At 65.9% G+C, this 12,411-nt stretch carries 11 protein-coding genes and 1 tRNA gene; 9 read left to right on the top strand and 3 right to left on the bottom strand.

The genetic code is table 11. The annotated features are described in order from the left end of the window. Window positions 1-23: 23 nt before the first annotated feature. The 5 genes from ACFFU4_RS13720 (at window position 24) to ACFFU4_RS13700 (ending at window position 5,422) form a co-directional block, all read left to right on the top strand. Window positions 24-1,118: a polyamine ABC transporter substrate-binding protein gene (locus tag ACFFU4_RS13720; RefSeq protein ID WP_377070355.1), complete on the top strand. Its 1,095-nt coding sequence runs from the start codon at window positions 24-26 to the stop codon at window positions 1,116-1,118. A gap of 64 nt (window positions 1,119-1,182) precedes the next feature. Then, a complete protein-coding gene (locus ACFFU4_RS13715; protein WP_377070354.1) occupies window positions 1,183-2,307 on the top strand; it encodes an ABC transporter ATP-binding protein in 1,125 nt (374 codons plus the stop codon). A 4-nt stretch (window positions 2,308-2,311) separates the two neighbouring features. Beyond that, window positions 2,312-3,202 carry an ABC transporter permease subunit gene (locus ACFFU4_RS13710; RefSeq protein ID WP_377070353.1) on the top strand — a complete coding sequence of 297 codons (891 nt, stop codon included), beginning with the start codon at window positions 2,312-2,314 and terminating at the stop codon, window positions 3,200-3,202. Window positions 3,203-3,281: 79 nt separating this feature from the next. Then, window positions 3,282-4,100, top strand: coding sequence for an ABC transporter permease (locus ACFFU4_RS13705; RefSeq protein WP_377070352.1), 819 nt, complete (start codon window positions 3,282-3,284; stop codon window positions 4,098-4,100). Continuing rightward, window positions 4,097-5,422, top strand: coding sequence for an NAD(P)/FAD-dependent oxidoreductase (locus ACFFU4_RS13700; RefSeq protein WP_377070351.1), 1,326 nt, complete (start codon window positions 4,097-4,099; stop codon window positions 5,420-5,422). Before ACFFU4_RS13705 ends, ACFFU4_RS13700 begins: the two co-directional genes overlap by 4 nt. A 6-nt stretch (window positions 5,423-5,428) precedes the next feature. Here the strand turns inward: ACFFU4_RS13700 and ACFFU4_RS13695 are convergent, their stop codons facing one another. Together ACFFU4_RS13695 and ACFFU4_RS13690 are read right to left on the bottom strand one after the other, a co-directional pair. Continuing rightward, window positions 5,429-6,886 (bottom strand): D-alanyl-D-alanine carboxypeptidase family protein, encoded by a 1,458-nt coding sequence (locus ACFFU4_RS13695; RefSeq protein WP_377070350.1) that lies wholly within the window; start codon window positions 6,884-6,886, stop codon window positions 5,429-5,431. Between the two features lie 244 nt (window positions 6,887-7,130). Next, complete coding sequence (locus ACFFU4_RS13690; RefSeq protein ID WP_377070349.1) at window positions 7,131-7,898, bottom strand: FCD domain-containing protein; 768 nt, start codon at window positions 7,896-7,898, stop codon at window positions 7,131-7,133. Between the two features lie 351 nt (window positions 7,899-8,249). Between ACFFU4_RS13690 and ACFFU4_RS13685 the strand changes: the two genes are divergently transcribed. From ACFFU4_RS13685 to msrA, 3 genes are all read left to right on the top strand, one after another. Beyond that, window positions 8,250-9,302, top strand: coding sequence for a hypothetical protein (locus ACFFU4_RS13685; RefSeq protein WP_377070348.1), 1,053 nt, complete (start codon window positions 8,250-8,252; stop codon window positions 9,300-9,302). Window positions 9,303-9,458: 156 nt separating this feature from the next. Beyond that, complete coding sequence (msrB, locus tag ACFFU4_RS13680) at window positions 9,459-9,908, top strand: peptide-methionine (R)-S-oxide reductase MsrB (RefSeq protein ID WP_377070347.1); 450 nt, start codon at window positions 9,459-9,461, stop codon at window positions 9,906-9,908. Next, window positions 9,905-10,417 (top strand): peptide-methionine (S)-S-oxide reductase MsrA, encoded by a 513-nt coding sequence (gene msrA / locus ACFFU4_RS13675; protein ID WP_377070346.1) that lies wholly within the window; start codon window positions 9,905-9,907, stop codon window positions 10,415-10,417. The genes msrB and msrA overlap by 4 nt, the downstream gene beginning before the upstream one ends. An 11-nt stretch (window positions 10,418-10,428) precedes the next feature. On the opposite strand, the gene guaD is transcribed toward msrA, so the two are convergent. Beyond that, a complete protein-coding gene (guaD, locus tag ACFFU4_RS13670) occupies window positions 10,429-11,739 on the bottom strand; it encodes a guanine deaminase (protein WP_377070345.1) in 1,311 nt (436 codons plus the stop codon). A gap of 194 nt (window positions 11,740-11,933) precedes the next feature. Here guaD and ACFFU4_RS13665 point away from each other — a divergent pair. Continuing rightward, a tRNA-Ser gene (locus tag ACFFU4_RS13665) sits at window positions 11,934-12,023 on the top strand. The last annotated feature ends 388 nt before the right edge of the window (window positions 12,024-12,411 follow it).

Genomic DNA, 12,411 nt, shown 5'->3' with positions numbered 1-12,411 from the left:
TGCCGAACCAACGGGAGACCACCATGAAATACCTTATGCTCACCACCACCGCCGCGCTTGCGCTCGGCGTTGCCGCCGCCTCGGCTCAGGAGGTGCGGGTCTATAACTGGTCCGACTATATCGACGAGGACCTGCTCACCGAGTTCCAGGAGGAGACCGGCCTCGATCTTACCTACGACGTGTTCGACAGCAACGAGCTTCTGGAGACCAAGATGCTCGCCGGTGGCTCGGGCTATGACGTTGTGGTGCCCACCGGCAGCTTTCTGATCCGCCAGATCCAGGCGGGCGCGTTTCAGAAGCTCGACTATGACAAGCTGCCCAATGCCGACAATCTCTGGGACGTGATCAAGGAGCGGCTCGAGGGCTATGATTCCGACGTGCCGATCAACGAATACGCGATCAACTACATGTGGGGCACCACGGGGATCGGCGTCAATGTCGGCAAGGTCGAGGAGGTTCTGGGCGAGGATGCGCCCATCGACAGCCTGTCGCTGATCTTCGAACCGGAGAACATGGAGAAGCTGGCCGGGTGCGGCGTGCATTTCCTCGACGCGCCCGACGAGGTGGTGCCCGCGGCGTTGACCTATCTGGGCCACGACCCCAACAGCACGGACGAGGACGAGCTCGAGGCGGCGGGCGAGTTGCTGATGTCGGTGCGCCCCTACGTGCAGAAATTCCACAGCAGCGAATACATCAACGGGCTGGCCAATGGCGATATCTGCGTGGCGATCGGCTGGTCGGGTGACGTGTTGCAGGCGCGCGACCGCGCCGACGAGGCCGGTAACGGTGTCGAGATCGCCTATAATGCGCCCAGTGAAGGGGCCGTCATGTGGTTCGACATGATGGCGATTCCGGCGGACGCGCCCAACCCGGACGGCGCCCACACCTTCCTCAACTTCATCATGGACGCGCAAAACATGGCGCAGGCGTCGAACTATGTCTACTACGCCAACGGCAACAAGGCGTCCCAGAAACATCTCAGCGAGGACGTGATCAACGATCCGGCGATCTATCCGTCGCAGGAGGCGCTTGAGAACACCTATATCAAGAAGCCCTATGACATGCGGACCCAGCGCACGGTGACGCGCATGTGGACCAAGGTCAAATCCGGGACCTGAGCGATGACCGGCCCGCGCCCGAACGGCGCGGGCCAATTCATTTCCGTAAATGCCGGGGAACAGCATGGGGCAGACCGTTTTCGAGCCGTGGAACGATCCGCACGAAAAACCGCTCATCCAGTTTCGGAACGTGACCAAGCGATTCGGTGATTTTACCGCCATCGACAACCAGACCTTCGACATCTACGCGCAGGAATTCTTTGCCCTGCTCGGCCCGTCGGGCTGCGGCAAGACCACGATGATGCGGATGCTCGCGGGCTTCGAGGCACCGACCGAGGGCACCATCCTTCTGGGTGGGCAGGACATCGCCCCGATCCCGCCCAACAAGCGCGCGGTGAACATGATGTTCCAGTCCTACGCGCTGTTTCCGCACCTCTCGGTGTGGGACAACATCGCCTTCGGGCTGCGCCGCGACCGCATGTCGAAGGACGCGGTTGCCGCGCGGGTCGAGGAGATGCTCAAGCTCACCCGGCTCGAACAATTCGCGGCGCGCAAGCCGCACCAGATTTCCGGCGGCCAGCGGCAGCGCGTGGCGCTCGCGCGCAGCCTCGCCAAGGCACCCAAGCTCTTGCTGCTCGACGAGCCATTGGGCGCGCTTGACGCCAAGCTGCGGCAGGCCACGCAGTTCGAGCTGATGGATATCCAGGAAAAGACCGGCACCACCTTCGTCATCGTCACACATGACCAGGAAGAGGCGATGACCGTGGCCAGCCGCGTCGCGGTGATGGACGAGGGCCGCATCGTGCAGGCCGACACCCCCGCGCGTATCTACGAGAACCCGAGCACCACCTATGTCGCGGATTTCATCGGCGACGTGACCATCCTCACCGGCCGCGCCGCGCGGGCGGACGCGGGCTATGACGTGCACTATGCCGAAGGGGCCGCGCCGCTCCACGCGGCCTTCGACATCGACCTCGCCGAGGGCGAGACCTGCCATCTCGCGCTGCGCCCGGAGAAGGTGTCGATCACCGCCGAACGTCCCGAGGACCGCCGCAACGCCGTGCAGGGCAAGATCATCGACATCGCCTATCTCGGCAATCTTTCGACCTACCATGTCGAGATCGCGGGCGGGCGGATGGTCAAGGCACAGGCGGCCAACACCCGCCGCCTGTCGCGCCGCGATTTCACCTGGGAAGACACCGTGTGGCTGTCGTGGTCGGACACCGCCGCCGTCCTGTTGAGGGAATGACGGGATGCGCCGCTTCGCCCTCATCGCGCTGCCCTATGCCTGGCTTCTGGCGCTGTTCCTGGTGCCCTTCGGCATCGTGCTCAAGATTTCACTGTCGGACCCGATGTTGTCGATCCCGCCCTACACGCCGACGCTCGACCTGACGGGGGGCTGGGCCGGGATCAAGGCATTCCTGTCGCAACTCGATTTCGATAATTTCGCCTTCCTGACCACCGATGATCTATACTGGAAGGCGTATCTCTCGTCGCTCCGGATCGCGGTGATCGCCACCGTCTGCACGCTTTTGGTGGGCTATCCGATCGCCTACGGCATGGCCAACGCGCCGGATCACTGGCGTCCGACGCTGATGATGCTGGTGATCCTGCCGTTCTGGACCTCGTTTCTCATCCGGGTCTATTCGTGGATGGGGATCCTCTCGACCGAGGGCTATCTCAACCAGGTGCTGCTATGGGCAGGCCTGATTTCCGAGCCGCTCGATATCCTCAACACGCCGACGGCGGTGTATATCGGCATCGTCTATACCTACCTGCCGTTCATGATCCTGCCGATCTACTCGACGCTGGAGCGGATGGACGGATCGCTTCTGGAGGCGGCAGAGGATCTGGGCTGTTCGCGGCTCTCGGCCTTCTGGCTGATCACCGTGCCGCTGTCCCGCAACGGGATCGTGGCGGGCTGTTTTCTGGTGTTCATCCCCACCATCGGCGAGTTTGTCATCCCCTCGCTTCTGGGCGGGTCGCGCACGCTTATGATCGGCAAGGTGCTGTGGGAGGAATTCTTCAACAACCGCGACTGGCCGGTGGCAAGCGCGGTGGCGGTGGTGCTGCTGCTGATCCTGATCATCCCGATCATCCTGTTCCAGCGGAACGAGCAGAAAAGCCGGGAGGCCGAGGGATGAGCCGCCGCCTGCAACCGAAATCTTCAAAGGATTTTGCCGCGATTTCTTTTCAAGAAATCGGACACCGGGGGGCGCGCGCATGAGACGTCTGACATGGTTCAACGCCACCTCGCTCACCTTCGGCTTCGCGTTCCTCTACCTGCCGATGATCCTGCTCATCGTCTACAGCTTCAACTCATCCAAGCTGGTGACGGTCTGGGCCGGGTTCTCGACGAAATGGTACGGCACGCTGGTTCAGAACGAGGCGTTCCTCGACGCCGCGCTGGTCACGCTCAAGGTGGCGGTGGCGTCCTCGACCATCGCCACCGTGCTGGGCACGATGGCCGCATTGGTGCTGGTGCGCGCCGGGCGCTTTCCGGGCCGCACGCTGTTTTCCGGCATGATCTACGCGCCGCTGGTGATGCCCGAGGTGATCACCGGCCTGTCGCTGCTCCTGCTGTTCATCGGCATCGGGCTGGATCGCGGCATTCTTACCATCATCCTCGCGCACACCACCTTTTCGATGGCCTTCGTCGCGGTGGTGGTCTCGTCGCGGCTGATGAGCTTTGACCGCTCACTGGAAGAGGCGGCGCTCGATCTTGGCTGTTCGGCGTTCGATGCGTTCCGCCTCGTCACCCTGCCGATCATCGCGCCGGCGGTGATCTCGGGCTGGCTGCTGGCGTTCACGCTGTCGCTCGACGATCTGGTGATCGCATCCTTTACCGCCGGGCCCTCGGCCACCACGCTGCCGATCAAGATCTGGTCGTCGATCCGGCTGGGGGTCAGCCCCGAGATCAACGCGCTCTCGACCATCATGATCGGCATTGTCGCCGTCGGCGTCGTCACCGCCTCGCTCGTCACCAAACGCGCCAGCTTGCGCCAACAGGCCGAGGAGCGCGCCGCGGCCGGGCAGGTATGAGGCGGGTCTTTCCCGCCCATACCTATGGGCCCGGTCCGCGCGCCGCCTGTTTCTGGGCCGGGACCGCCGATATCCCCGACCACCCCGCCGCCGAGGGCGAGATCGCCTGCGACGTGGCGGTGATCGGCGCGGGCTTCACCGGGCTGTCGGCGGCATTGCACCTCGCCGAGGCGGGCGAGGATGTGCGCGTATTCGAGGCCGAGCATGTGGGCTGGGGCGCATCGGGGCGCAACGGCGGGTTCTGCTGCCTCGGGGGCTCGGCGGCCTCGGACGCGATGCTCCGCCGACACCACGGCGAGGATGCCCGACGCGACTGGTGCCGCACCGAGATGGCGGCGGTCGGGACCGTGCGCGCCCTGATCGACCGCCTCGGCATCGCCGCCGACACCCATTCCAAAGGCGAGACGGTGCTGGCCCACACGCCCCGTGCCGCTGCCGGGTTCACGGCCCGCGCCGCGCAGATCGAGGCGGATTACGGCGTGACACCCACGCTCATCCCCGGCGGCGCGCTGGCGCAGGCGGGGATGCGTGGGCCGTTTCACGCGGCGCTCACCACGCCCATCGGCTTTGCGCTCAACCCGCTGAAATACGCGACGGGCCTCGCCTGTGCCGCGACCGGGGCGGGCGCGCGGTTCCATGCGCGGTCACCGGTCACCGCGATTCGCTCCGGTGGGCGGTTCCACCTTGCCACGCCGGACGCCCGGATCACCGCGCGCCGCCTGATCGTGGCGACCAACGGCTATTCGTCGGACGATCTGCCCGGCTGGCTGCGGGGCCGCTATCTGCCGGTGCAATCCAACGTCATCGTGACCCGCCCGCTCACCGACGGGGAGCTCGACGCGCAGGGCTGGACCACGCACCAGATGTGCTTCGACGACCGGTTCTTCCTGCATTATTTCCGGCTGATGCCCGACCGGCGGATGCTCTTCGGGATGCGCGGCGGGCTGTTTTCCTCGCCGCGCCACGATGCCCGCATGCAGCGCACCATCAGGGCGCATTTCGAGGCGATGTTCCCGGCGTGGTCCCATGTCGAGACGCCGCATGGCTGGAACGGCCTCCTGTCGCTGGCCCCCGATCTCACGCCTTTCGCCGGGCCGGTCCACGGGATGCCGGGGGCGTTCGCCGCGCTCAGCTTTCATGGCAACGGTGTGGCGATGGCCAGCCATGCGGGCGCGATCCTCGCCGATCTGGCATTGGACCGCCCATCGGCGTCACTCTACCCGGACATCATGCGGACCCCGCCCGGTCGCTGGCCGCTGGGACGGCTGCGGCGGGCGATGATGTGGCCACCCTATGCCTGGGCCACGCTGCGCGCCGAGTGACCGGGCTCAGCTCGGCCCGATCATGAAGCAGGTGATCTTGCGTGCCTGAAGACGGCGGCAGGCGAGGTCGGCGGCCTCGCGGGTCATGCCCATGAAATTCGCGTCGAACCCGGTGGGGCGGCGCACCACCTTGCGCAGGCTGTCCTCGAGCGTGGAAATCTCGCTCAGCGCGGTCTGCAAGAGTACCTGCCGCGCCTTGAACTCATTGGGATAGCGCCCGACATTGACGCCCCAGTGGCGACCGTCGGAGGTGGACACGCGGGTCACGACCTCCGGTTGCGGCCCTGCCGACCCGGCGGCCACCTTGGTATCATCCGCGGCACGCTCTGCGTCGGGCATCGTTTCGGGGCGCGGTTCGGGGCGCAATGCCGGGATGTCTTCGACCGCGGCGACCTTCGTCGCGGTGGTCTCGGCGGCCTCGGCAGCGTCGCGCACCGCGCGCTCTATGCCGTCGGTATCGGCCAGCACCACGGCGGCCGCCGGTTCCACCGGCTCCGCACCGGGGCGGGGGCGGGGCCGCAGGCTGTGGCGCACGGCCGCGGCGGTGGCCAAACGCGTCGTGCGCGCGGCGTAGGCCGGGCGCGCCCCTCCGGCGGCGATGGTCACCGGCGCGTGGCCCAGCCGTCCCAGATAGGGCGGACGCCCCGGCGGGGCCAGCGCCACCCGGCGCGCGGCCTTGTGAAAGCCGAGGTCGAGCAGCTTGGCCACCTGCGCGTTGCGCGACGAGGTGGATTTGCCGCCGAACACGGTGGCGATGATGCGCTCGCCGTTCCGCTCGGCGCTGGCCGTCAGGTTGAACCCGGCGGCGCGGGTATAGCCGGTCTTGATCCCGTCCGCGCCGCGGTAGCTGCGCAGCATGCGGCGGTTGGTGTGGCTTACCCGCTTGACGCCGGCATCGGCGGTGATCCGCGAGAACAGGTTGTAATAATCGGGATAGTCGTAGAGCACATGCCGCCCGAGGATCGTCATGTCGCGGGCCGTGGACAGGTGCCCGCTCTCGGTCAGGCCATGCGCGTTCTTGAACGTGGTCCGCGTCATCCCCATCGCCTTGGCGGTGCGGTTCATGCGGCGGGCAAAGCGCGCCTCCGACCCCTCGATCGCCTCGGCCAGCGCGGTGGCGGCGTCATTGGCCGAGCGCACGGCAGCGGCGCGGATGAGATAGCGCAGCTTGATCCGCTGTCCGGGGCGCAGGCCAAGCTTGCTCGGCGGCTCGGACGCCGCATGGCGCGAGATGGTCACCCGGTCATCGAGCCCGATCTCGCCGTTTTCCACGGCCTCGAAGACGATGTAGAGCGTCATCATCTTGGTGAGCGAGGCGGGATGAAGCCGCGTGTTGGCGTTCTCGGAATAGAACACCTTGCCGTTGCGTGCGTCGATCACGTAGCCCGCGTAGGGGGCCGCCGCCGCGCTCAGTGGCACGACCACGAACATCCAGGCCGCCGCCAGCGCGACCAGGCCCCACATCAGAGACTGACTGCCCCATGTCTTCATGGTTCCGCTCTTTTTCGTCTTGTTTCTGCCTCGTGGCGACGTTTGATGCCGCGCTTTATCAATTGAGCTTATCACATGAGTTGTGTCGCTCAAAGCTTTAATTCTCTTGAATAATTTCCGATTCTGGCATCGCGTGGGGCAAGATGTGGTGCCGGGTGGCGACCGCACCCCCAGATGGGCACCGCGCCACGAAACCGGCCCTGCCTGGCAGGGCCGCCTAGCGGGACTGCTCGTGCTCGAAGCGCTGGCGCGCGATGGCCTCGTTTCGGTCGGCCTTCTGCTGGTTCGACAGCGCTTGCTCCACGTAGGCGAGATGTGCGTCCACCGCCGCGTGCGCTGCGTCCGGATCGCGCGCCTGGATGGCGGCGTTGATCACGCGGTGCTGGTCGAGCAGGGCCCCGCGCGTGGTGCGCTGGCGGAACATCACCTGGCGGTTGTAGAACACGCCCTCGCGCAGGAGCTGGAACATCGAGCGCATCATGTGCAGCATGACCACATTGTGGCTCGCCTCGATGATCGCCATGTGAAACTCGGCGTCGAGCCGCGCCTCGTCCGCCGGGTTGGTCTTTTTATGGGCGGCCTCCATCTTGTCCATCACGGTCTGGATCACCTGAAGATCGGTATCCGAGGCGAGCCGCGCAGCCCGGCATGCCGCCAGCCCTTCGAGATCGCGGCGAAAGCCGATATAGTCGAACACCGCCTCGTCATGCTCGGCAAAGAGCCGGATCAGCGCCGGCGAAAACGCGCTGCCCAGCACGTCGGCCACGTAAATGCCCGCCCCGGCGCGCGCCGTCAGAAGCCCCTTTTGCTGGAGGTCGGCCACCGCCTCGCGCAGCGACGGGCGCGACACGCCCAGCTTCTCGGCCAGCTCGCGCTCGGCGGGCAGCCGCTCGCCGGGCCGCAGGATGCCGCGCAGGATCAGCTTCTCGATCTGCCGCGTCACCGCGGTCGAGAGCTTTTCGGGGGTGACTTTCTCGAATGGCATGATGCGGGCCCGTGAAAAGACTGGTCAGATCATATGTCCACGCCCCATTTGCGGCAAGGGCCACGGTCCGGCTCTTTGTATTTTGGCGGTTTCGCCCCATCTAACCCCGGATTTCGCAAGCGACCGCATGGTCTCGCTCTTCTGACCGCCCTTTTTCGGCTGCGCTTCCGTTGGCTGGGCAGCGTAACGACGGTGTTTCATGGATCACCCTCCGGGTGATGCGTGAACTCGATGTCGCGCACGGTCTGTCCTCATTTGAACGGTGTGGCGGGCGCAGTCGGCGTCAGGAAAGCGGAAAACTTGATCTTTCGGCCTGATAATGCGATATTTCATCCTTTGGGGGGCAGCGGAATGCCAAAAATCCGTAACCGATCGGGATGCGTAGCCATCGTCGGGATCGCGGCCTGTCTCTTGACCGGCCAGTCGGCGGCGGCGCAGGACGGTACCGGCGGGATCAGCACCGACGACGCGGCGTTCTACGGCTGCACCGGAGATCTCGGCTCGCCCCTCGACATGCGCTGCTGCCTCGCCCGGCACGAGCGTAATGTGCTGAATGATCCGAACCTTTCCGCCGATGAGCGAGCAAGGGCCGTGGGGTTCGAGGCCAGCCTGGTCTCCGCTCTCGCGGAGATGGGTGAATCGGACCAGCCACGCTATTGTCCGACACCGACCTCGCTGCCGCCGATTTTCATTCGCGGGTCGGGCCCGCCGATCTTTGGCGGCGGTCCGGGCCGGGGGGCGGGTCCGGCTGGAGCGGGTGGCCCGGCCCCGGTGACCAGCTTCCCCCGCATTGCCGTCTCCCTTGGGGTCGGCACCCTTGCCGACGGCTTCGACACCAGCGTGCCAACCGGTGGCGGCACCAGCCAGCGCTTTCCGTCGGACCCGTTCTCGGGCCCGGCGCTGGACCTGCGGCTAGCGTGGATCCTGGGCCGTGCCGCGACAAACCGGGACCCCAGGCTGCGGCGCGCAACTACCACCGTCTGGTCGATCATCGTCGGCTACACCTATCTGCGCAGCCGCGTCACCGAGTTCACCAATATCGGTGGTACCTTCAATGGCATCACCAACACCACTTTCCGGGGCCACACGACCGTGAAGCGGCCCTATGCCGGTCTTGCCTTCGCGATTCCATTGAACGACGGTCAAAGCATCGGCTCGATGCCTCCGCTCAGCCTGCACGCTGCGGGGACGCTGGGCTATTCCCAGCTCACCGTGTCCGACGACAACGGCCCGTTCAGCAACACCGAAAGCGGCATCGACGCCGGTGTCGAGTTCGGCCTGAACGTCGGCCTCGATGATAGCTGGACCATTACTCCCAACGTCTCGGTCGTGTATGGCGAACATCGTGAGGACCCGGAGGTGACCCTGGGCCTGCGCCTGAGCCGCATCCTCTCGCTGTTCTGATCCCGCACGCCGCCACTCCTGTCGCAGCCCGCGCAGGTGAAGTACACTGCACCCCATGCCGGACCGCGCCAACGAGAATCTGAACCTTTCTGCCGGGCGTGCCTCGGCCTCGGTGGCGCTTGTGCTGTAAAAGGGAACAGGAAAACGGAGCGTATCATGGCCAGCTACCACAAGGACCCCGAGCGCATCGCGGCGCTCAGCCCCGAGGAATACCGCGTCACCCAGCAGAACGGCACGGAACGCCCCGGCACCGGCGCGTATCTCGGCAATAAAGAGCCCGGGATCTACGTCGATATCGTCTCGGGAGAGCCGCTTTTCGCCAGCGCCGACAAGTACGATTCGGGGTGCGGCTGGCCCAGCTTTACCAAGCCCTTGGAGGCGGCGCATGTGGCCGAGTTGCGCGACGCCACCCTCGGCATGATCCGCACCGAGGTGCGCAGCGCCCACGGCGACAGCCATCTCGGCCATGTCTTTCCCGACGGCCCGCGCGACCGGGGCGGCCTGCGCTATTGCATAAACTCGGCGAGCCTGCGATTCATTCATCGCGATGACATGGAGGCCGAGGGATACGGCGCGTATCTCGATCAGGTGGAGGACGTGACATGAGCGAACGCGCGGTTCTGGCAGGCGGCTGCTTCTGGGGGATGCAGGATCTCATCCGCAATCTCGACGGGGTGATCGCGACGCGGGTGGGCTACACGGGCGGCGACGTGCCCAACGCCACGTACCGCGATCACGGCACCCACGCCGAGGGTATCGAGATCGTCTTCGATCCCGCCCGGATCAGCTATCGGCGGCTGCTGGAAGTATTCTTCCAGATTCACGACCCCACAACGCGCAACCGGCAGGGCAACGACGTCGGCATGAGCTATCGCTCGGCCATCTACTACTGCTCGGAGGCACAGCGCGAAGAGGCCCTGCGCACCATCGCCGATGTCGAGGCCAGCGGTCTGTGGCCCGGCAAGGTGGTGACTGAGGTCGAGCCGGCCGGCGACTTCTGGGAGGCCGAGCCCGAGCATCAGGATTACCTCGCCCGTTTCCCGCAGGGCTATACCTGCCACTTCCCCCGCCCCGACTGGGTGCTGCCGCGCAGAACCGCCGAGACCGAGGGCTGAACCGATCCCCGTCAGGGCAGCGACTCCACGGGTTTCTTCTGCGGCGCTCCGGCGACATAGGTCTGCGCCACGGCGCGGTCGTCGCCCATGATCTGCAGGATGAACAGCTCTTCCGAGAGGGTTCGGGCGCGCTCCATCCGAAGCGCCATCGCCGGGGTGGCGCGGGCGTCGAGCACGACGATATCGGCCTCGCTCCCGGCCTCGAGCGTGCCGATGCGATCCTCCAGGCCCAGCGCCACCGCGTTGCCCCGCGTGATCCAGTGAAAGGCGCGCAGCGGGTGCAGTTTCTGGCCCTGAAGCTGCAGCACCTTGTAGCCCTCATGGAGCGTTTGCAGCATCGAATAGCTGGTACCGCCGCCCACATCGGTGGCGATCGCGTTGACGAGGCCCGCACCCCGCAGCCCGGCATCGTCAAAGAGGCCGCTGCCGAGAAACAGGTTCGAGGTGGGGCAGAACACGGGCCGCGCGCCGGTCTCCTGCATCACGCCGATCTCGCGCGGGGTGAGGTGCAGGCAGTGGCCCATCAGGGCCCTTGGCGACAAGAGGCCGTAGCGCTCGTAGACCCCGAGATAGTCGGGCGCGTCGGGGTAGAGGCGGGCGGTATAGGCGATCTCGTCATGGGTCTCGGACAGGTGCGTTTGCAGGTAGCAGCCGGGGTGCTCGGCCACCAGGGCACCCGCCATTTCAAGCTGTTCCGGCGTCGAGGTGATGGCAAAACGCGGCGTGATGGCATAGAGCGCGCGGCCCCGCCCGTGCCAGCGTCGGATCAATGCCTTGCTGTCGTCATAGCCCGCCTGCGGCGTGTCGCGCAGCCCGTCGGGCGCGTTGCGGTCCATCATCACCTTGCCCGCGATGATGCGCATGTCGCGCCGCGCGGCCTCGGCAAACAGCGCCTCGGCCGAGGCGCGGTGGACCGAGGCATAGGCGGCGGCGGTGGTGGTGCCGTTACCGGTCAGTTGGTCGAGGAACAGCGCCGCCATGCGCGCGGCATGGGCCGGGTCGGCAAAGCGGGTCTCCTCGGGGAAGGTATAGGTATTGAGCCAGTCGAGAAGCTGCGCGCCCCAGGACGCGATCACCTGCACCTGCGGAAAATGGATATGCGGGTCGATGAACCCGGCCATCATCAGGTGCGGACGGTGATCGGTCACGGGCAGGTCGGGGGCCCGTGCCGCGATCTCCGCATATGTCCCCGCCGCGCGGATCAGGCCGCGCTCGATCAAGAGCCCGGCATCCTCGATATAGCTGTAGGCGGTGCTGTCCTCCGGCCCCTGCGGCTCGGCATGAAAGGTCAGGAGGCGTCCGCGCAATATCTTGTCTGTCATGGGGGCTTTGGTCCCTGTCGGTCATTTCCGCTCCGGGGCGCAGTTTCCGGTCGGCAGGCGCGGCGCGTCAAGCGCCTTTGCCATCCGCCCGACCGCACCGGCCGCCTCGCCGGGAACCGGCCGCGCCAAGGTGTCGTCGATGGCATCACCGACCCCTTGCCAATCCTGCTCCGCTGCGGCTAGAAGGCCCCCACGGAGAGGTGGCCGAGTGGTCGAAGGCGCACGCCTGGAAAGCGTGTAGGCGGGAAACCGTCTCCAGGGTTCGAATCCCTGTCTCTCCGCCACCATCACCATCGCGAACCCGTTCAGGCCACTTGTCAGAGGTGGAATTTCTCCTGTTTTCAAAGGGGTTTGCCGGTAGCGTGCGAACCGCTGAGATGCCCGGGCGCGGCGATTTCCGTCTCTGAATGGCCTCTGGTCTCTGGTCGGGCGAACCGCGCCGATTCCGGTTCGGTCGAAATTTTCTTTGCCTTTCCAATGGTGTAACTCGCAACACCGCCAAAACTGCGCGCGCTGTTTCCATCGCTATCGACCGAAACGGAGACCGAACATGCAGGAGGCGTAGCCGATGGGTGCGCTGGCTGAGTACCGCGAAGCAATGAGAGTGTGACCTGCCACGGGATTTTTCCTCCATTTGGAATTAGAGTCCGACCCAACGAAGGGACGGACCAT

Origin of the sequence: Roseovarius ramblicola (assembly GCF_042430665.1) — a bacterium.
Taxonomy (GTDB): Bacteria; Pseudomonadota; Alphaproteobacteria; order Rhodobacterales; family Rhodobacteraceae; genus Roseovarius; species Roseovarius ramblicola.
The sequence above is the reverse complement of the archived record's forward strand: the minus strand, read 5'-3'. Positions and strand labels throughout refer to the sequence as shown.

Excerpts from the sequence above, each read along its gene's own strand:
- ACFFU4_RS13720 (WP_377070355.1), top strand. The coding sequence starts at position 24 with ATGAAATACCTTATGCTCACCACCACCGCCGCGCTTGCGCTCGGCGTT.
- ACFFU4_RS13715 (WP_377070354.1), top strand. The coding sequence starts at position 1,183 with ATGGGGCAGACCGTTTTCGAGCCGTGGAACGATCCGCACGAAAAACCG.
- ACFFU4_RS13710 (WP_377070353.1), top strand. The coding sequence starts at position 2,312 with ATGCGCCGCTTCGCCCTCATCGCGCTGCCCTATGCCTGGCTTCTGGCG.
- ACFFU4_RS13705 (WP_377070352.1), top strand. The coding sequence starts at position 3,282 with ATGAGACGTCTGACATGGTTCAACGCCACCTCGCTCACCTTCGGCTTC.
- ACFFU4_RS13700 (WP_377070351.1), top strand. The coding sequence starts at position 4,097 with ATGAGGCGGGTCTTTCCCGCCCATACCTATGGGCCCGGTCCGCGCGCC.
- ACFFU4_RS13695 (WP_377070350.1), bottom strand. The coding sequence starts at position 6,886 with ATGTGGGGCCTGGTCGCGCTGGCGGCGGCCTGGATGTTCGTGGTCGTG.
- ACFFU4_RS13690 (WP_377070349.1), bottom strand. The coding sequence starts at position 7,898 with ATGCCATTCGAGAAAGTCACCCCCGAAAAGCTCTCGACCGCGGTGACG.
- ACFFU4_RS13685 (WP_377070348.1), top strand. The coding sequence starts at position 8,250 with ATGCCAAAAATCCGTAACCGATCGGGATGCGTAGCCATCGTCGGGATC.
- msrB (WP_377070347.1), top strand. The coding sequence starts at position 9,459 with ATGGCCAGCTACCACAAGGACCCCGAGCGCATCGCGGCGCTCAGCCCC.
- msrA (WP_377070346.1), top strand. The coding sequence starts at position 9,905 with ATGAGCGAACGCGCGGTTCTGGCAGGCGGCTGCTTCTGGGGGATGCAG.
- guaD (WP_377070345.1), bottom strand. The coding sequence starts at position 11,739 with ATGACAGACAAGATATTGCGCGGACGCCTCCTGACCTTTCATGCCGAG.